The organism is Rhodococcus (subgen. Prescottella) equi (assembly GCF_003013675.1).
Classification (GTDB): domain Bacteria; phylum Actinomycetota; class Actinomycetes; order Mycobacteriales; family Mycobacteriaceae; genus Prescottella; species Prescottella equi.
The window spans coordinates 1002267-1018631 of record NZ_CP027793.1; the positions used below are offsets into that span (position 1 = coordinate 1002267).

Here is a 16365-nt window from a genome sequence, read left to right on the forward strand (position 1 = left end):
CCTGACCTCTCCGCCTCCAAAAAAGATACCGTCGCTCGACGACGTCGCAATGATACTGATCGACGCCCTCCGGGGCATCAGTGCGCGGTGGGGAAGTTCGGCATCGCCGGTATCGGAAAGATCAGTGGCGGCTGTCCCAGCGGTGCGGATCGCACTCGAGTGCGGCCCGGTCCCACCCGCCCCGATCGGCGGCCGCGGCGTAGGTGGTCTGCAGAAATTGCTGCAGCGTGGCGTCGGGGTCCGCAGCGGTGCGGACAGTCTCGTAAGGCAGCAGGAACTGGCGGAAATCCGGGCTGTAGAACGCCTGCCCGGGCGCTACCGGGTAGTCCGCGAAGCCGTCCGGCTCGGGATACGCGTACGCGTAGAACGCGCCCTCCTCGCCGCCGCCCGGCCAGAAACCACAGCTCGACAGCTCCCGCGAGTACCCCTCGACCATCACCCAGTCGCCGCAGTTGGGGGCGCCACCCGGATGCGGGGGAGCGGCCCGTCCGGAGAACCGGGTGCACGCCAAGTCGAACGAACCCCAGAAGAAGTGCACCGGGCTGACCTTGCCGATGAAGTACGACCGGAACATGTGCAGGCCGCGATCGGCCTGGATGAGCTGCTTCCAGAACAGGCTCACGGCAGCGGGGTCGTACGAGTCGTGGACCGTGTCCTCCGCGAACGGGACGGCGTCGGGCACCTCGTTGGGCGTCGGCTGGATGTGCGTCTCGATGCCCAGCTCGTCGAGGATCCGTAGGACGCGCGCGTAGAAATCTGCCACCGGCATCGGTTCGAGCGGAAACTCGCGATGCGCGCCGCTGCTGTCGCGGATCGCCAGCCGGTGGCCGGACAGGTCGAACTCGATCTCGAACACACGGGTGCGGTACGGGATCGCCGACGTCGTCAGTCCCCGCGCACTCACGTACAGCGGCACCTGCCACCAGTGATTGACCAGCGGAGTGTGCGCCATGCGGACCTTCCCGACGATCTGCGTCCACATGTGCAGGGTGTCGCGGGTGGGCTGCCAGTCGTCGACCCGCAGTGCGGGCCAGGGGTCCGAAACTGCTGGGGAAGCGGCCACGACGTCTACCTCCGGAAGAATCCTCGAGGAACTGCAGGCTTCTTCGGAGTGTAGGCGCGGGCTACCCGCGGCCGGGGCTATCCGCCGGAATGCATGACGTCGGCGCCGGCGGGGACGAGCGTGTCCTCCGGGTCGTCGAGCCAGCCGTCGGGGAGGGCGACGGTGCCGGGCGAGCCCTGTCGACCACGCGGGCCCTCGGCGTCCTTGGGGAACGGCACCGTCGGATCGAGCTGGCCGAGGAACCCCTCGAGTTCGGCCAGGGACGACACCCGGGCCATGCCGTTCCGCAGCTCGGAGCCGGCCGGGAAGCCTCGCATGTACCAGGCGATGTGCTTGCGCATCTCGCGCATGCCCTTGTCCTCGCCGTGATGATCGGCGAGCAGTCGCCCGTGCCGCATCATGATCGCGGCGACCTCGCCGAGGTTCGGCGGGACCGGCATCTCGGTGCCGTTGAGGGCAGCGCTCAGCTCGGCGAACAGCCACGGTCGGCCGAGGCATCCGCGTCCGACCACGACCCCGTCGCAACCGGTTTCGGACATCATCTTCTCGGCGTCCTCGGCGGCGAAGATGTCGCCGTTACCGAGCACCGGGACGTCGGTGACGTGCTCCTTGAGCCGTGCGATCTCGGACCAGTCGGCCTGGCCGGAGTAGCGCTGGGCGGCGGTTCGGCCGTGCAGCGCGACGGCAGCGGCCCCCTCCGCGGCGGCGATCCGGCCGGCGTCGAGGTGGGTGTGGTGTTCGGCGTCGATGCCGACCCGCATCTTCACGGTGACGGGGATGTCGGTGCCCTCGGTCGCCTTCACCGCGGCTGCGACGATCTGTCCGAAAAGGCGGCGCTTGTAGGGCAGGGCCGAGCCGCCGCCCTTGCGGGTGACCTTGGGGACCGGGCAGCCGAAGTTCATGTCGATGTGGTCGGCGAGGTTCTCGTCGACGATCATCTTCGCCGCCTGGTACGTGATCTCCGGGTCCACCGTGTACAGCTGCAGCGACCGCGGCGTCTCGGTGGGGCCGAACGTGGTCATGTGCATCGTCACCGGGTGACGTTCGACGAGCGCGCGGGCGGTCACCATCTCGCACACGTACAGACCCGACGTGCTGCCGGCGCGTTCGAGTTCGAGTTCGCGGCACAGTGTGCGGAACGCGACGTTCGTGATGCCCGCCATGGGGGCGAGAACGACGGGGCTGCCCAGCTCGAGCGAACCGATGCGAAGGGGTGACATGAAGACCTCGGGATAATTCTTCGGGAGAAAAGACTGTGCCCGGCACCGAATCCGGTACCGGGCACAGGATAGCTGCAACGGAGCAGGTGGCGACCTGTCAGGAGGCCTTCTCCGCACGCGCGGCGTCCCGCGCGAGCGCGCGGTCGCGCATCTCCTCGAACTTGGTGGCCTGCTTCTCGAGACCCTCGAGGAAGGTGGCGAGTTCCTCGCGGGTGTCCTCGCCGCGTGCGGTGAAGTCGGTGCGTTCGAAGACGTTCCACTTCCGGAGCACCGGCATCACGACCTCTTCGAGATGCTGACGCAGGTCGTAGATGCCGTGCTTGGCCATCAGCACGCCGTTGCGGCGGAAGTTCGGCATACCCGCGCCGGGCATCTGGAAGTTCTTGATGACATCGGTCACGGCGCGCAGGGTCTGGTCCGGCGCCACGTCCATACCGGCACCACAGATATTGCGGTAGAAGATCATGTGCAGGTTCTCGTCCGCGGCGATGCGCTGGAGCATCTTGTCGGCGATCGGGTCCTGGCAGGCCTTGCCGGTGTTGCGGTGCGAGACGCGCGTCGCCAGTTCCTGGAACGTGACGTAGGCGACCGAGGTCAGCAGACCCGAGTGCGGGCCACCGGGGGCCGTGTAGCCGTTGGTCATGTGGACCATGCGGGCGTTCTCGAGTTCCACGGGGTCGACGCCGCGCGTGACGACGAGGTAGTCGCGCATCACGATGCCGTGCCGGTTCTCCTCGGCGGTCCAACGGCCGACCCACGTACCCCACGCGCCGTCCTGCGAGAAGTTCTCCGCGATTTCCCGGTGGTACGACGGCAGGTTGTCCTCGGTCAGCAGGTTGGTGATCATCGCGGCCTTCGCGACCTCGTCCAGACGGGACTGTTCGGGATCCCAGTCCTCGCCGCCCATCGCCGCGAAGTTCCGACCCTCGTCCCACGGGACGTAATCGTGCGGATGCCAATCCTTTGCCATGGAGAGATGTCGATTGACGTTCTCTTCGGCGACCGGCTGCAGCTCCTGTAGCAGCTCGAGCTGAGTGAGGTCTCTCGACATCGGTATCTGCCTCCGTGAAAGTTGTTGACGCTGAATGCCTGTGGCGCTGTACTTCAGGATCGTGCTGACAACCTACGGTACCGTAGGTTTGGCGGTGGGAATGGGTTCGGAACATACCGATCGGTGTCTCCCGGACGCCCCCACGCCGGTTGCGGTGCACGTTCCCACCCGCCGTGCAGATGCACCGTCACCCGTGTGGCGAACGTTACACGTCGGTGACCTGGCTGGGACCCGATTTCGGCGGTTCCTCCCGCTGTGAGTCCGCTGTGAAACGCAGGAATCGGTCCGCTACGGGCGGCAGCGGACGGCTTTCGGCCCGGATCATGCCGATCTCGCGCCCGGCGCCGCGCAGCGGGACGAGGGTGACGCCGTCAGGCCACGAGCGGGGCTCCTGCCACGGCATCACCGCGACACCGAGCGACGCCGACACCAAGCCTCCGATCGTCGCGAGTTCGCTCGACTCGAACACGACCTCCGGCACGACGCCGGCCTCGGCGCACAGGTCGTCGAAGATGCGGCGCATCCCGTAGTCCTGGTGCATCCCGATGAACTGCTCGTCCGCCGCGGCCCCGAGGTCGAGGTCGGCGCGGGAGCTCAGCGGATGTCCGGACGGCACGGCCAGGGCGAGGCGCTGGTATGTCACCGGGGTCCAGTGCACCTGGGACGTGCGCGGTCGGGGGGAGACGAAGGCGAGGTCGTCGCGTCCCTCGACCACCCGGTCGACGAGCGTTCGAGCGGCGTCCTGATACAGCGTGAACGCCACGCGCGGGTGCGCCTCGCGGTAGGCGCGGAGCAGGTCCGGGACGAGCCAGGTGCCGAACGAATGCAGGAAGCCCAGCCGGACGGTGCCTCGATCCGGGCTGTCGAACGCGTCGATCTCGCGCTGGGCCGCGGCGAGTTCCGTGGCCGCCCGGCGGGCGTGCTCGAGCAGCACCCGGCCCCGGTCGTTGAGTTCGAGGCGTCGGCCGTGCCGGTCGAACAGCTCGGCACCGATGTCCCGCTCGAGCCGGGCCAGGCGGCGCGACAGCGTCGGCTGGGAGATGCGCAGCATGTCCGACGCGGCCGTCACCTGCTCGGTCTCGGCCAGCGCGATGAACCAGCGCAGACCCTCGATCAATTCCACCCGATCAGCTTATGCACAAGACGTATCAACAACTGTTGACAGATGCATTTCCTTCTCGTCGGGTGTCTCGCGAGGATGGTTCGTGGAGGAAACGCATGGATCACACGCTCACGAGCGAGACGCCGGCGGAGGCGACGACGCGCGACGTCCGGCCGACTCGGGGTACCCGCGAGTACCGGGCCGTCACCGTCGCGCTGTTCGCGGCCGGACTGACCACCTTCGTCTCGATGTACTCGGCGCAGGCGCTGTTGCCGGCGCTGACCGACGAGTTCGCGGTGCCGCCCGCAGTGGCCGCGCTCGCGGTGTCGGTCACGACCGGGATGGTCGCGCTCGCGATCATCCCGGCGAGTGCGCTGTCCGAACGGTTCGGGCGCACACGGGTGATGGTGGCGTCGGCGGCGGTGTCGAGCGTGCTCGGCGTGCTCCTGCCGTTCAGTCCGACAATCGAGGTGCTGCTGATCGGACGTGCGCTGCAGGGTGTCGCGCTGGCCGGCATCCCCGCGGTCGCTATGGCCTACCTGGCGGAGGAAATCCATACCCGTGACCTCGGCGCGGCGATGGGCCGCTACGTCGCCGGAACCACGATCGGCGGGCTGGTCGGCCGCCTGGTGCCGTCGACGGTGCTCGACGTCGCGTCGTGGCGCTGGGCGATGGAGGTCGCCTCGCTCCTGGCGCTCGCACTGGCCGTCGTGATGACCCGCAAACTCCCGCCGTCGCGCCACTTCCGCCCGCAGCGGGTGAGCCCGCGGATCGTGTTGTCGAATCTAAGCGGGCACCTGCGCAATCCGGCGCTGGCGCTGCTGTTCGTGCTGGGGTTCCTGCTGATGGGCGGTTTCGTCTCCGTCTACAACTTTCTCGGGTTCCGACTGCTCGACGCCCCGTTCTTGCTGCCGGAGGCGCTCGTCGGCCTGGTGTTCCTGCTGTATCTGTCGGGGACGTACACGTCGGCCGCGGCAGGTGCGGCCGCGGACCGGTTCGGTCGGGGCACGGTCCTGCTCGGCGCGGTGCTCGCGATGGTGACCGGGCTGGTGGTGACACTGTGGGCCGTGCTCCCGCTCGTCCTGGCCGGCATGTTGCTCTTCACCGGTGGGTTCTTCGCAGCCCATTCGGTGGCCAGCGGGTGGGTGGGTCTTCTCGCGACCGAGCACCGCGCCGAGGCGTCGTCGATGTACCTGTTCGCGTACTACCTGGGTTCGAGCGTCGCCGGTGCCGCGGCGGGGATCGCCTACGCGCACGGTGGCTGGCCGGCGACGGTGGGCTTCGTCGGGGTGCTGTTGGCGATCGCCGCGGTGGCGGCGTCAGCGATGTTCCGGCGGGCGCGGCGAGGCTGACGCGGCGACCGCCCCCCGCGACACCGTCTCGTCGAAAAGCTTGCGGCCCGGCACGCGGGGGCACAGAATCGCGCCATGGTCGCGAACATGACTCGGCTGCAGCGGATCGTCGACGAGCTGCCCGAGGCGGTGCGGGTCGACATCGAGGAGTGGGGCGGGCATCCCACGTTCCGCGTCCGCGGCAAGAATTTCGTGTTCAGCGACCCGGACGCGTCGAGCTTGTCACTCAAATTGCCCCGCGACGAAGCGGCGGCGGTTGTCGCCACCGAGGCGGGTGCGGGGCCCGCCGGGTACGGGCTCGGCCGGCACGGCTGGATTTCGCTGACCGTGCCGCCATCCGGCCGGGACGACTGGTGGGACCAGTTACGGGAGTGGGTGCGCACGTCCTACACCCTGATCGCACCCAAGACCTTGGCGCGCGTCGTCCTCGCCGAGGACTCCGCGCAGACGACAGGAGGCACATCGTGAGCGACACTTCCACGACCTCGCCCGCGAAGTCCGGCCTGCCGGCCTGGGCGCGCAAAGCGATCTGGGCTGCCGTGATCGCGGTGGCGTTGATCGCTCTCTATTTCATCCTGGCCGCGTTCCTGCCCCGCTGGTGGTCGCAGAGTGTGGGTTCGCTGTCGTCGGGTAGCTTCTCCCGCGGCATCATGTGGGGCCTGCTGTACGGGGTGGTGTGCACCGCAGTTCCGTTGCTGCTGTTCTACTTCGCGTGGCGATCCCGTCACCGCACGCACGCTCGGATCTGGGTGATCTCACTTCTCGTGCTCGGCATCGTCGTCGCGATCCCGAACCTCCTCACGCTGTCGGTCGTGCTCGGCAACAGCAGCGCCGCCCATGCGGGCGAGCGCACGCTCGACGTCGACGCGCCCGGCTTCCGTGGCGCGTCGCTGTGGGGCGCGATCATCGGCGCCCTACTGTTCGCCGCGGCGGTGTTCCTGGATGTCCGGTACCGCAAGCGCGGCAACGAGCTGACGAAGCTGCGTGGTGACCTTCACCAGCGTGAGCCGCAGTCACCGGGAGAGTCGCCCGGCCCCGAGATGTGATCCGACCCGTCCCGCGGGTCCCGCGGACCTTGCGTCGGGCTCGTCGTCGGCGAAGGCTGGGACAGGGGCCGCGAGCCGGGGGAGGACTTCCTGCGAGGCCGGACATGGACACCGAGGTCACCGAGATCGCCGCCGACATCTTCCGGCTCTCGACGTTCGTCGACGAGGCGGACCTGCCGATGAACCAGTTCCTGATCCGCGGCGACGAGCCGCTCCTGTTCCACACCGGGATGCCGATGCTCTACCCCGTCGTCTCCGCCGCCGTGTCGAAGCTGTTGCCGTTGGACACGTTGCGCTGGATCACGTTCGGCCACGTCGAGGCCGACGAGAGCGGGTCCATGAACCGCTGGCTGGCCGCCGCTCCACGAGCTCAGGTGGCGCACGGAGCGATGGGCTGCTTCGTGCAGATCGGATATCTCGCCGACCGTCCGCCGCGGCCGCTCGACGACGGGGAGGTCATCGACGTCGGCGGCCGGCGGGTACGTCGCATCGAGACTCCACACGTTCCCCACGGTTGGGACGCCGGACTGATGTTCGAGGAGACGACCTCCACGCTGCTGTGTGGTGACTTCTTCACCGCATTCGGCAGGTCGATGTCCGAGACAGACCACGACATCGTCGAGCCGGCGCTGGACGCGGAGGACCGCGGACACGCGACGGCGCTGACGCCGGCGCTGGGTGCGACGCTACGCGGGCTCGCAGAGCTGGAGCCGGCAGTGCTCGGGCTGATGCACGGCCCCGCCTATCGTGGCGCTTGCTCGGTGGCGTTGCGTGAACTCGCGGCCGCCTACGACGACCGGCTGGATGCCGAACTCCAACGGGTCCGCGGCTGAACCGAGTCGAAACCGAGTCGAAAAGTAGGTCCTTGGTCCCCGATCCGTGGGCCGTTGCGCCCGTTCTCGGCTCCGGAGCTTCCGGCACGTGCCGCAGTGTGGTGATCTGGTGATGCCTCCCCGCGCGGGGGCCGGCCGTCGGCTACGGGTGCTGTCGACAGTCCGCTGAACGCCCCGTCTGTCTGGAGGCGGGGCGTTCACAGTCTTCTTCCTTTCGAGGGGCCTTCGTCGAATCCTCGGGGGAGGGTGGCCGTCGGCGCCGGTGGAGCACACTCTCCTGCACCGAGCGCCGACGGCCGAGTGCCGCTGGGCTGCCCGAACGCGGCAGGTGAGATGTCGTGTCGGGGCGCAGTTTCCTCCGGCCGGTCGATCCCACTAGACTCTGCCCGCACGCCCCTATAGCTCAGTTGGTAGAGCTACGGACTTTTAATCCGCAGGTCGTAGGTTCGAGCCCTACTGGGGGCACCACCCCTCACCAGGCGATAAGCCGGGTGGGGGGTTCTGCATTTTCGGAACGTGCCACCCGCGTGCCAAACTCACCGCCTTTATCGCTCGTGGTCAGCGATGTGACTCGCCCGCAGAGTTGTCCATCTGGACAAACGAAATCGCGCTGTGCCAAGATCGCTGCACAACAACAAAATGAGACCCCGGCGAGCGCGCCAACGCTCCCGGGGCATGGTCCGACTTGCTAAGGAGTCGAACAGTGTCCGAGCATACCCATGCCTTGGGTGGGATTCGGCGAGGCCCGCGCCGCGCTGACCACTTCACCATCCTCTCGAATGCCGTCCTCAACGACAGCCGCTTGAGCTTCCGCGCTCGCGGTGTCCTGATGTGGCTCCTCTCCAAGCCCGCCGACTGGCGGACCCGCTCCGAATCCATCGCTGGCCAGTCTCCGACCGAGGGCCGCGACGCCATCCGGACCGCCATGCGCGAGCTTGAGTCGCTCGGCTACCTCGTCCGCCAGAAGGTTCAGGACGACCGCGGCCGCTGGCACACACTGCAGACGATCTTCGAGGAACCCGTCGATACGTCTGCCGGTCCGGGGCCTGAGAAAGCGACCCACGGTCAGTCCGACAGCGGCGAGCCCGTCGCTACCCAAAGGACTGAGTCACGAAGGACTGAGACCAACCACCCCACCGCCTCGACGTCGCCGATGCAGCGCGCGCCACGGCGCACGGGGGTGGTGGTGTCCGCTCACGCTGAAGGTCGGTTCGACGCCATCGCGGCCGCCTGCCGCGACAAGGGCCTGGCCGCCCGCTGGGATGCGCTGAAGGCCGCCGACGTCGACGACATCACGCGGCTGCTCGAGACCCACGGTGTGCCCGCACTCGTCACCGCTGCAGTGTCGGCGCACCAGCCTCACAACCCGACCCGGTACGCGCAGGGCTGGATCGGCGCCTGGTCCGCGCTCCCACTCCCGCGTCGTATCCAAGCTCCGCGGCCCTCGTGCGGCGAGTGCGTCGAAGGATGGATCGAAGACCCTGCCGACGGCCGCCCGATCCGTCGCTGCACCTGCCGGACTGCGGTCGCCGCATGAGCCACCTGCAGACCGCAGTCGCCTACCGCGAGCGCTACCCACGCACCTCACCCGAATACGCCGCCGTCGACGGACTCATCGACGTACTGATCGAGCACTGCATGTTCGACTACGCCACCGCCCACGAGCTCGGCTACCGGAACGGAATCCAGCGATGACCCGCCACCTACCCGCCGCAGCGACGTACGCGATCGCTGTCCTCGCGTTCGCGCTGTCGTACTCGAACCTCGCCGCGCTGGCTGGCCGCGCCGGATACGGGCCCGTCATGGCGCACGTGTGGCCGCTCGTCGTCGACGGGCTCGCCGTCGTCGCGACCGCCGCGGTGATGCGCCTGCCCGCGTCCCGCGTCTACGCCTGGTCGCTACTCGCGGCCGCGACCGCCGTGTCGATCGTCGCGGGCGCCGCAGCACACCTCCTGCCCGCGGGGCCGCTGCCCGGGTGGGCGGGCGCGGCCGTCGCAGTCGTCCCGCCGCTATGCCTGCTCGTCGCGCCGCACCTCGCAGTGCAGCTTCGTCGCAACGCAGCCGATACGTCGACGGCGGACGTCCTCGTCGTCGAGGCCGTGACACACCGCGACGTAGCGACGCCCGTCAAGTCTGCGACTGTTGCGGCACCCGTGACACCTGCGCGCGACAACGGCGCTGACCAGGATCGACGCAACGCGACGCAGCCCGACGCGCTGTTCGACGTGCCAGCGCCGGACGATGCGCCGGCGCCGATGACCCGCGACGAGATGAAAGCCGAAGCGCTCCACTTGCTCGCGACAACCAACATGTCGCAGCGCGCCGTCGCCGCACGCCTCGGCACCTCCGAAGCGTCAGTGCGACGGTGGCGCAAGGAAGGCGACGCAGCCGACGCGACACCAGCCCTTGCCGCGGTCGGCGGGTGACGCAACCGACCGGTTGGTGCGCTGGCATGATCCGACGCATGAAGAAGAAGATGATGATGATCGTTGTTGCGGCCTCTGCATCGGTGCTCGGGCTCGGGGCGTGCTCGAGTACCGATGCCGATGCGACGGCCTCGTGCCCGGCCTCGAGGCCGATCGACAACCCGGACTTCGCCGCTGCTGTGCAGGCGGTGCAGCTTCCTGATGGCGCGACCGTCACCGCGGGCCGGTACACGCCAATCGGGAGCGACACCGGCATGTTCGGTGCTGCGATCGACATCTGCGACCCATCGGTCACCTCGGCCGACGATCTGCGGGAGACCGCGACGGCATACGCGAAGGCATTGAAGGCGTCCCCGATCGCTGGGCAGATCGACGCTGTCTGGGTGTCGAGCTACCAGGTTGACGGCGAGACTGTCGTGAACGAAGTGAAGCTGAAGGACCCGGACTTCCAGATGCGCCTGTGGAACGGGATGCCGTCAGCAGAAGCTGAGCAGAAGAACTGGGATGTGCTGGCCGGCTGATCAGCAGACCGTAACGCCCCGAGTGATTCTCGGGGCGTTCGTCATTTCTGGACCTGCCCGGACTTTGCACTCCAAAAGTGTTGCACGTTGATTATCGACAGTGTATAGTCATAGTTACAACAGCAGAGAGGAGGTGAGCGGATGACCGAAAGCCGAATGGCACTGGTCGTGGGGATTCTGACCCTGATCACGAACATCGTGATGGTGATTCAGAACCGCAAGGCCAAGCCCAAGAGGCGAGGCAGGCACCGCAAACGGTGACCCTCAGGTGGGGATCGGAACGCAGCGCACGCGCTCCGATCCCCACCGGAAAGGGTCTCACGAAATCACCCCACGGAGAAGGAGAGGGATCATGCTTGACGTCATGCGACGCAACTACGACATCGTCGGCACAGCCGCCACCGGCGGCGCGCTGTGGGCGCTCCACGCGCCTTGGCCGTTGTGGGCCGTCTGGGGCGGGATCATCGTGTTCATCACCCAGGACCGAATCCGGGCCGCGCGCCATGCCTGAGCGTCCCGCGGTCTACATGTCGCGCGTCGAGTTCGCCGAACGGATCGGAGTCCAGCCCGGCGCGCTGAGCCGGTACAAACTGCCGCCGCCCGACGTTGTCGTCGGGCCGCTCAACGACGACGGCACCATCCCGCGCGGCACCGTGCGCGGATGGTTGCCCGCGACGATCGACGAATGGAACGCGAACCGCCCGGGGCGTGGCGCTCGAACCGACTTGAAAGGCGACGGATGAGACGGCAAACCGCATCAATCGTTCTCTGGTCGCTTGTCGTACTGGGCGTCATGGGGGCAATCGGCTGCATCAACAACACCACCTACATGGCCGCCGCGTTGTGGGCGATCATCGGGCTCGCGGCCGCCGGCGGTTTGGCCCGCCGGCGAATCCGCGCGGTCCAGGCCGAGCGTGATCGTGTCGCCGCAATCGCAGCCCGCGCCGACAACCAGAACAGCGCCTACCTCGGCGGCGACCCATCGGGCGTATACGGCGAGTTCCGCCCGTAGGCGGGGCGCCGGCTTCTACTCGGGGATGAGGTCGTCGGGCTTCATCGGGAAGGGGTAGGCGCCGGGTGCGTCGCCTACCGGTTCGATGGTGAGGCGCCCGTAGTCGTCGGGACCCTCGGTGATAGTGAAAACCGTTGCGCCGCCGGGACGAATACGGACGCGGTCGCCGACCTGCATGATGCTGCTACCTCTCGAAGAACTCGACTGGACCCTATCGCTCACGCTTCCGCCGCCAACGGTCGCCGTAGTCTCGCCGCCCCCAGTGGGGTGGGCGGTAGATGACGGCGCCGCATTGGCGGCAGTCGTAGGTGCGATGGCCGCCGCGTTCCGTGCAGCTGCAGGCGAACCATCCGACGAGCACGCGACCAGGCCCGAGCGGGTGCCCGTTCGGGCACTGCTTGGGTGCACGTTCGTAGCTCGGCACCCACCCATTTTCGCACACACGTTCGATTCTGGTGTTACGCTCCATGCGGTTGCCGAGCGAGGGAAGCGCACGGCAACCCCACCGGGCGCCCCATCCGTCCCCCCTTTTGGAAGGGGCGCCCGGCCACACATTCGGGAGGCCATGATGGAAGCGTTCGGAGCGCACGACTTCGTGAACAACTACCCGTTCAGCGAGCTGCTGCCGCTCGGCTGGCGAGTCGAGCACGTCGATTCGCCCAAGGATCGCGGCAACGGCGAGGGCATCATTCGAGTCGCGCGCTTCGTCGATGGATTCGGCCGCTACATGGTGTTCGATGTGAACGCGGCCGGCGGTATGAGTCTGCACGCGACCTACATGCCGAACGACTCGTTCACGGTGGTAGCGAACTACGCAGCTGCTGCACTGCGGCTGGCGGCATCGTCACCCTTCGCCTCGGCCGAGGAGTTGTGCGCGCTTCCCGGCGTCGAGTTCGGACACCGCTTCGTCGAGGTGTAGCTCACGGCGGTTCCTGCCCTTGCTCCCGATAGTGCTGGTCCATCTCCAGCTGCCAGAGCGCCAGATCCCACGCCGCCGTCTCATCCATACCGGGTTCGACGCGGAAGGTCTGCGGTCGGTTCCCGAAACGACGAAAGGCCCCCACCCTCGGAAGGGTGGGGGCTTCGTCATGGCTCGGCGATGTTGATGAAGGTGTCGGCCCCGGGCATCACGTAGCGCTGCGACGAGAGGCTCGTCGAGGTCAGGATCCACACTGAGAGGACGTCGCCTGGATTGACCGCGACGGCGTTGAGGGTGCGGGTCAGGACGGTTGTCGAGCCAGGGAACTCGACGTTGTCACCGAGGGCGACATCGTTCAGAGTCACGCGCACCGACCGCGACAGGGTCGAGGTGCTGATGATCCGCAACGAGACGGAGACGTCGACCGTGCCGCTGCCTGTGACGACGAGACCGTTCGTCCCGGCCTGTCCGAGCGAACCGTCCGCGAGCTCCCATCCGGTGACCCGCGTCCATGTGTTCTGCGGGTAGGGGAAGTTCGGACTCAACTTCACGACCCGGCTCGGGAACGCGTGCTGCACAACCGTGGTCACAGACGCCGCGCCGTCCATCGACGCCGCGGCGGTCGCAGACGTTACCGGGACGCTGACCGCTGACGCGTTGCCGTTCATCGACGCTGGCGCTGTCGCGAACCCTGCGATCGATACGGAGGCGGCTGCGTCCATGCTGACGACCACTTCGGCGACGCTGATTCCAGCGATCTCCCCGACAGTGTCCGCGAAACCGTCCATCGTGGCCCCGGCTGTACCGCTGTAGACCGGAGTAATCGCCGCGGAAGCGACGGCATCGATCGTGATGGCCGCATCGATGTTGCGGAACACGAACGCTGTGCCGTCCATCGACGCCGGCGCGGAGACGCTCACGGCGGGGACGAACGTCGCTGACGACGTGCCGTCCATCGACACCAGGGCGGTTCGCCACGGGAGCACCTGAGACACCGCGGACGCGACGCCATCCATCGACGCGGCAGCATCTCGGAGTGGAATCGGCGGTGGAGGAAACGCGACAACTGCACCGTCAGCGGACGGGAAGTCGGTCGCCGCAGTGTCCGGGCCCGGTAGCCGGGTGAACCCCGTGTCCGGGGCCGGAAACTGCACGGCTAGGTCCAGGCGACGTAGTTGGCGTTGTACGAAGGTGTCACCTTGATCTGGCCCGCCGGGGTCACGGTCGCGTCGACGGTATCGATGATGTCCAACAGGGTGGTGCCATTCCATCGGCACATGTGCGTGACGGTGCCCATGAAGTTGAACGTCATCTGCGAGCCCGTCACCACACCGCCAGACGCGGACCCGAACGTGGTGGACTGGCGCGCGTACCCGTTGCCGGACGCTTCGTTCGCGGTCCCTGCCGCGCCGGGATTGCCGGTGTGCAGGCTGTAAGTGGCGCCGAGCGACGCCCAGTGATTCGCGAGCGCGTTCGCGGTCGCAGCGACAGTGTTGGCCATTGGGGCTCCTTAGAAGTCCTGTGTTTCAAAGTAGTTGGTGCGGATGGACCAGCCGCCCATCCAGACGTAGTCGTCGGTGGTTCCGGTGGCCTCGTTCGGGTAGCGCACCAGGATCTCGAACGCGGTGCCGTGTGGAATGACGGCCGCCGAGCACTCGGCGGCTTCCTTCCGCCACCGCACGGTCGCGCCCTCGATCTCGCCGGGCCACGTGACGCCGTTCGCCCACACGATCTCGATGACCGTGTTGGGTGGAATGCCTCCAGCCCGGTTGGTGCGCTCGAAGATCCAGTCGCCGTTGGTGAGTTCGATCGTCTCGTCGATCGGTGTCCAGCCAAGCGTCATGGCGCCTCCGGTTCATGGGTAGTCGGCGCGTACCCGAAGGCCGCGTCGAGAAGCGGATTGAGCTGCTCGTCTACCGCGCGCTGAAGATCTCCACTCCACTGCTCGACCCAGGCTGGTGAAGGGCCAGTCATCAGCAGTACCCAGCCGTCGGGCACTGCGCTTGCATCGTCGGATCGATCGACGCGAGTCTCGCCGGTTGCGGTGTTGAGCAGCCACAGATGCTTGGCGATCGGTTGCACTGCAGTGAGGGAGACGAACTCGTCGAGCTCGTCGGGAGTGACGTGCAGACGTCCGTCGATGCTCATCATGATGAAGCCCCCACTGCCGCCCACATGATCTTGCTGTTGTCGTAGTTCATCGAGTTCATTCCGATCGTCATCGGTAGCGCGTCGACGTTGTTGATGTAGGCGTGCCGCGCCAACGGCACCGTGCCCGCCTGCTCGGAGATCCCGGTCTGGAAGACGCACCCGATACCGCGGGGGCGCTGCGCGAGACCAGGGGCGATCTGCAGTGTCGCGACGGCGAGGAGTTGGTCGTTTGCGGCCGACTGAGTCATGTTCGTACTCAGGTGGTATCGCATGCGCTGACCGGTGAGGACGTTCAGCAGGTTCCCTGAGTTCCACAGCAGCTGCATTCGGTTGTTCGGTTTGTCGTAGACGTAGATTCCGACGTACCAAGCGTCGATATCGAAGATGCCGGTGTCGGCGCCGGTGATGATGCGGACCACTTCGAGTGGCGTCGGGGTGTCCCGGCCACCGCGTACGAACGCGAGATCGAGAGTCCTTTTCGCCTGCGAGAACGCTGGAATCTCCGACAGTGCGTACGCGTTCCCATCGAAGTACCGAACGCGATTCATCATCGAGTCCGGAAAGGAGACGAGGTCATAGCCCCCGGTGGACGACCAGATTGGTGTGGTCGTCCCGGTGCCGACGAAGTCCTCGAGATCGGCGATCTGCTCGCCCTGCGTCTCGATGAGCTGGTTGTGTGCGCGGACCTGGTTTCCGAGAAGGTTGAAGTCCGAACCGAACAGCTTCACACCGTTGTACCGATCATTCACCTGGCCGTAGAGCGAGGCTTTCCACTGCGCCTCGGTCCTCTTCGCGTGCGCGGCCAGCCCGCCGCCGCCGGATACGCCACCAGACGGCACGCCACCATTGGGCGCTGTCATCGATTCACCTCCTTGTGCTGGATCCGCCACACGACGAGCAGCCGGTGAAGGAGGGTGAGGACCAGCGCGAGCACGACGATCGCCCTCACCTCGGCGCGGCCCGGATAGTCCCCGAAGATCCAGACCGAGGCGAGTTGCGCACCGATCAGCCCGAGAGCGACGGACGTCGCCATGACCGACCTGCCGGCCTGGGTTGCGCGCCAAGGTGACCGGGTGCCGTAGACGATCGCGAAGGTCCAGGCGAGCACCGTCATCGAGACGAGCAGGATCCGGGCTTCCGTCTCTGGCGGGTAGACGGCAATGACCGCGGCACCCAGCAGTGCGGCGACGGTGAGTGCCACCTTGATCATGCGTGTCTCCTCTTGCCCATTGCGATCTCGATGGATTCGCCGAAGTGGTTGCGGCGGCGAGATTCTTCGATTCGCGTCATCACCGCGTCGACGCGCTTCTCGCGCGTGCATTCATCCACGAGTGCGGCCTCGACCCGCTCGAGCTGCTCGCGCTCGTGCTTGATCCTGCGCAGCCACCGCATCAGCGCTCACCGCCAGACCTATCCGGATCGGTCACGGACTGGATCTTGGCGAGCGTCTCGGCAGAGGTTTCCGCACTCGGCAGCAGCCGGTCGATCTGCCCATCCCGCTTGGACAGGAGCTCCTCGAGCTTATCGATGCGCTGCTGCTGCAGGCCGACGATGGTCTTGTGTACCGGTCTCGGGATAAGGGCACCAACCAGGATGAGCAGGACTGCCAGTGTCAGCAGTCCTGTCAGTCCCAGGTCGGTGACCGCGATCCCCGCGATCTGCTCCACCG

The 16365-nt window shown here is 67.2% G+C and carries 25 protein-coding genes and 1 tRNA gene; 13 read left to right on the plus strand and 13 right to left on the minus strand.

Translation table 11 applies throughout. From position 1 onward, the window contains the following. Nucleotides 1-121: 121 nt before the first annotated feature. From C7H75_RS04580 to C7H75_RS04595, 4 genes are all read right to left on the minus strand, one after another. Nucleotides 122-1063: a DUF5996 family protein gene (locus tag C7H75_RS04580; protein ID WP_005515350.1), complete on the minus strand. Its 942-nt coding sequence runs from the start codon at nt 1061-1063 to the stop codon at nt 122-124. Between the two features lie 77 nt (nt 1064-1140). Further along, entirely contained in the window at nt 1141-2283 is a 1143-nt protein-coding gene (gene dusB, locus C7H75_RS04585) for a tRNA dihydrouridine synthase DusB (protein WP_005515348.1), read from the minus strand. A 97-nt stretch (nt 2284-2380) separates the two neighbouring features. After that, complete coding sequence (locus C7H75_RS04590) at nt 2381-3334, minus strand: acyl-ACP desaturase (protein WP_084956496.1); 954 nt, start codon at nt 3332-3334, stop codon at nt 2381-2383. 205 nt (nt 3335-3539) lie between these two features. Then, nucleotides 3540-4457 carry a LysR family transcriptional regulator gene (locus tag C7H75_RS04595; RefSeq protein WP_005515335.1) on the minus strand — a complete coding sequence of 306 codons (918 nt, stop codon included), beginning with the start codon at nt 4455-4457 and terminating at the stop codon, nt 3540-3542. Nucleotides 4458-4552: 95 nt separating this feature from the next. On the opposite strand from C7H75_RS04595, the gene C7H75_RS04600 reads away from it, so the two are divergent. The 12 genes from C7H75_RS04600 (at nt 4553) to C7H75_RS04645 (ending at nt 11626) form a co-directional block, all read left to right on the plus strand. After that, nucleotides 4553-5788 (plus strand): MFS transporter, encoded by a 1236-nt coding sequence (locus C7H75_RS04600; RefSeq protein WP_106850991.1) that lies wholly within the window; start codon nt 4553-4555, stop codon nt 5786-5788. A 75-nt stretch (nt 5789-5863) separates the two neighbouring features. Further along, nucleotides 5864-6256: an MmcQ/YjbR family DNA-binding protein gene (locus C7H75_RS04605; protein WP_022594244.1), complete on the plus strand. Its 393-nt coding sequence runs from the start codon at nt 5864-5866 to the stop codon at nt 6254-6256. Further along, nucleotides 6253-6834 carry a hypothetical protein gene (locus C7H75_RS04610; RefSeq protein WP_005515331.1) on the plus strand — a complete coding sequence of 194 codons (582 nt, stop codon included), beginning with the start codon at nt 6253-6255 and terminating at the stop codon, nt 6832-6834. The genes C7H75_RS04605 and C7H75_RS04610 overlap by 4 nt, the downstream gene beginning before the upstream one ends. 104 nt (nt 6835-6938) lie before the next feature. Beyond that, nucleotides 6939-7667, plus strand: coding sequence for an oxygen-binding di-iron domain-containing protein (locus tag C7H75_RS04615; protein ID WP_081183342.1), 729 nt, complete (start codon nt 6939-6941; stop codon nt 7665-7667). A gap of 392 nt (nt 7668-8059) precedes the next feature. Next, nucleotides 8060-8135 (plus strand) — tRNA-Lys (locus C7H75_RS04620). A 235-nt stretch (nt 8136-8370) separates the two neighbouring features. Further along, the gene (locus C7H75_RS04625) at nt 8371-9204 is read left to right on the plus strand and encodes a helix-turn-helix domain-containing protein (RefSeq protein WP_106850992.1); all 834 of its coding nucleotides are present in this window, start codon (nt 8371-8373) and stop codon (nt 9202-9204) included. Further along, nucleotides 9201-9362, plus strand: coding sequence for a hypothetical protein (locus C7H75_RS25865; RefSeq protein ID WP_175280014.1), 162 nt, complete (start codon nt 9201-9203; stop codon nt 9360-9362). Before C7H75_RS04625 ends, C7H75_RS25865 begins: the two co-directional genes overlap by 4 nt. Next, nucleotides 9359-10093, plus strand: coding sequence for a DUF2637 domain-containing protein (locus C7H75_RS04630; RefSeq protein ID WP_106850993.1), 735 nt, complete (start codon nt 9359-9361; stop codon nt 10091-10093). Before C7H75_RS25865 ends, C7H75_RS04630 begins: the two co-directional genes overlap by 4 nt. A 38-nt stretch (nt 10094-10131) precedes the next feature. After that, nucleotides 10132-10614, plus strand: a complete 483-nt coding sequence (locus tag C7H75_RS04635; RefSeq protein WP_159025963.1) for a hypothetical protein — start codon at nt 10132-10134, stop codon at nt 10612-10614. A 352-nt stretch (nt 10615-10966) separates the two neighbouring features. Beyond that, nucleotides 10967-11125, plus strand: coding sequence for a hypothetical protein (locus C7H75_RS25870; protein ID WP_175280015.1), 159 nt, complete (start codon nt 10967-10969; stop codon nt 11123-11125). Then, nucleotides 11118-11357, plus strand: coding sequence for a hypothetical protein (locus tag C7H75_RS04640; RefSeq protein ID WP_005515317.1), 240 nt, complete (start codon nt 11118-11120; stop codon nt 11355-11357). Before C7H75_RS25870 ends, C7H75_RS04640 begins: the two co-directional genes overlap by 8 nt. Before the next feature lie 50 nt (nt 11358-11407). Beyond that, nucleotides 11408-11626, plus strand: coding sequence for a hypothetical protein (locus tag C7H75_RS04645; RefSeq protein ID WP_106850995.1), 219 nt, complete (start codon nt 11408-11410; stop codon nt 11624-11626). Nucleotides 11627-11641: 15 nt separating this feature from the next. On the opposite strand, the gene C7H75_RS25615 is transcribed toward C7H75_RS04645, so the two are convergent. Next, on the minus strand, nt 11642-11803 hold the full coding sequence (locus tag C7H75_RS25615) for a hypothetical protein (protein WP_159025964.1): 162 nt from the start codon (nt 11801-11803) through the stop codon (nt 11642-11644). Between the two features lie 388 nt (nt 11804-12191). Between C7H75_RS25615 and C7H75_RS04650 the strand changes: the two genes are divergently transcribed. Further along, a complete protein-coding gene (locus C7H75_RS04650) occupies nt 12192-12545 on the plus strand; it encodes a hypothetical protein (RefSeq protein WP_081205148.1) in 354 nt (117 codons plus the stop codon). 167 nt (nt 12546-12712) lie between these two features. Here C7H75_RS04650 and C7H75_RS04655 read toward each other — a convergent pair whose 3' ends face one another. The 8 genes from C7H75_RS04655 to C7H75_RS04690 all read right to left on the minus strand — a co-directional run bounded on the left by C7H75_RS04655 (nt 12713) and on the right by C7H75_RS04690 (nt 16363). Beyond that, nucleotides 12713-13561, minus strand: coding sequence for a hypothetical protein (locus C7H75_RS04655; RefSeq protein WP_084978768.1), 849 nt, complete (start codon nt 13559-13561; stop codon nt 12713-12715). Nucleotides 13562-13701: 140 nt separating this feature from the next. Beyond that, nucleotides 13702-14046, minus strand: a complete 345-nt coding sequence (locus C7H75_RS04660; protein WP_005515310.1) for a phage tail fiber protein — start codon at nt 14044-14046, stop codon at nt 13702-13704. 9 nt (nt 14047-14055) lie between these two features. Next, nucleotides 14056-14388, minus strand: coding sequence for an LtfC-like domain-containing protein (locus C7H75_RS04665; protein WP_106850996.1), 333 nt, complete (start codon nt 14386-14388; stop codon nt 14056-14058). After that, nucleotides 14385-14696 (minus strand): hypothetical protein, encoded by a 312-nt coding sequence (locus tag C7H75_RS04670; RefSeq protein WP_159025965.1) that lies wholly within the window; start codon nt 14694-14696, stop codon nt 14385-14387. Before C7H75_RS04670 ends, C7H75_RS04665 begins: the two co-directional genes overlap by 4 nt. Next, the gene (locus C7H75_RS04675; protein WP_159025966.1) at nt 14693-15556 is read right to left on the minus strand and encodes a hypothetical protein; all 864 of its coding nucleotides are present in this window, start codon (nt 15554-15556) and stop codon (nt 14693-14695) included. Before C7H75_RS04675 ends, C7H75_RS04670 begins: the two co-directional genes overlap by 4 nt. Further along, the gene (locus tag C7H75_RS04680; protein ID WP_084978765.1) at nt 15553-15906 is read right to left on the minus strand and encodes a putative phage holin; all 354 of its coding nucleotides are present in this window, start codon (nt 15904-15906) and stop codon (nt 15553-15555) included. Before C7H75_RS04680 ends, C7H75_RS04675 begins: the two co-directional genes overlap by 4 nt. Beyond that, on the minus strand, nt 15903-16088 hold the full coding sequence (locus C7H75_RS04685) for a DUF7620 family protein (RefSeq protein ID WP_005515303.1): 186 nt from the start codon (nt 16086-16088) through the stop codon (nt 15903-15905). Before C7H75_RS04685 ends, C7H75_RS04680 begins: the two co-directional genes overlap by 4 nt. Then, nucleotides 16088-16363 (minus strand): hypothetical protein, encoded by a 276-nt coding sequence (locus tag C7H75_RS04690; RefSeq protein WP_084866072.1) that lies wholly within the window; start codon nt 16361-16363, stop codon nt 16088-16090. Before C7H75_RS04690 ends, C7H75_RS04685 begins: the two co-directional genes overlap by 1 nt. Nucleotides 16364-16365: the final 2 nt, after the last annotated feature.

Bases quoted from the DNA above. Each gene is read 5' to 3' on its own strand.
- C7H75_RS04590 (WP_084956496.1), bottom strand. From the start codon at position 3,334: ATGTCGAGAGACCTCACTCAGCTCGAGCTGCTACAGGAGCTGCAGCCG.
- C7H75_RS04615 (WP_081183342.1), top strand. From the start codon at position 6,939: ATGGACACCGAGGTCACCGAGATCGCCGCCGACATCTTCCGGCTCTCG.
- C7H75_RS04685 (WP_005515303.1), bottom strand. From the start codon at position 16,088: ATGCGGTGGCTGCGCAGGATCAAGCACGAGCGCGAGCAGCTCGAGCGG.
- C7H75_RS04640 (WP_005515317.1), top strand. From the start codon at position 11,118: ATGCCTGAGCGTCCCGCGGTCTACATGTCGCGCGTCGAGTTCGCCGAA.
- C7H75_RS25870 (WP_175280015.1), top strand. From the start codon at position 10,967: ATGCTTGACGTCATGCGACGCAACTACGACATCGTCGGCACAGCCGCC.
- C7H75_RS04670 (WP_159025965.1), bottom strand. From the start codon at position 14,696: ATGATGAGCATCGACGGACGTCTGCACGTCACTCCCGACGAGCTCGAC.
- C7H75_RS04680 (WP_084978765.1), bottom strand. From the start codon at position 15,906: ATGATCAAGGTGGCACTCACCGTCGCCGCACTGCTGGGTGCCGCGGTC.
- C7H75_RS04645 (WP_106850995.1), top strand. From the start codon at position 11,408: ATGGGGGCAATCGGCTGCATCAACAACACCACCTACATGGCCGCCGCG.
- C7H75_RS04650 (WP_081205148.1), top strand. From the start codon at position 12,192: ATGATGGAAGCGTTCGGAGCGCACGACTTCGTGAACAACTACCCGTTC.
- C7H75_RS04665 (WP_106850996.1), bottom strand. From the start codon at position 14,388: ATGACGCTTGGCTGGACACCGATCGACGAGACGATCGAACTCACCAAC.
- C7H75_RS25615 (WP_159025964.1), bottom strand. From the start codon at position 11,803: ATGCAGGTCGGCGACCGCGTCCGTATTCGTCCCGGCGGCGCAACGGTT.
- C7H75_RS25865 (WP_175280014.1), top strand. From the start codon at position 9,201: ATGAGCCACCTGCAGACCGCAGTCGCCTACCGCGAGCGCTACCCACGC.
- C7H75_RS04605 (WP_022594244.1), top strand. From the start codon at position 5,864: ATGGTCGCGAACATGACTCGGCTGCAGCGGATCGTCGACGAGCTGCCC.
- C7H75_RS04675 (WP_159025966.1), bottom strand. From the start codon at position 15,556: ATGACAGCGCCCAATGGTGGCGTGCCGTCTGGTGGCGTATCCGGCGGC.
- C7H75_RS04655 (WP_084978768.1), bottom strand. From the start codon at position 13,561: ATGGATGGCGTCGCGTCCGCGGTGTCTCAGGTGCTCCCGTGGCGAACC.
- C7H75_RS04660 (WP_005515310.1), bottom strand. From the start codon at position 14,046: ATGGCCAACACTGTCGCTGCGACCGCGAACGCGCTCGCGAATCACTGG.
- C7H75_RS04630 (WP_106850993.1), top strand. From the start codon at position 9,359: ATGACCCGCCACCTACCCGCCGCAGCGACGTACGCGATCGCTGTCCTC.
- dusB (WP_005515348.1), bottom strand. From the start codon at position 2,283: ATGTCACCCCTTCGCATCGGTTCGCTCGAGCTGGGCAGCCCCGTCGTT.
- C7H75_RS04635 (WP_159025963.1), top strand. From the start codon at position 10,132: ATGAAGAAGAAGATGATGATGATCGTTGTTGCGGCCTCTGCATCGGTG.
- C7H75_RS04600 (WP_106850991.1), top strand. From the start codon at position 4,553: ATGGATCACACGCTCACGAGCGAGACGCCGGCGGAGGCGACGACGCGC.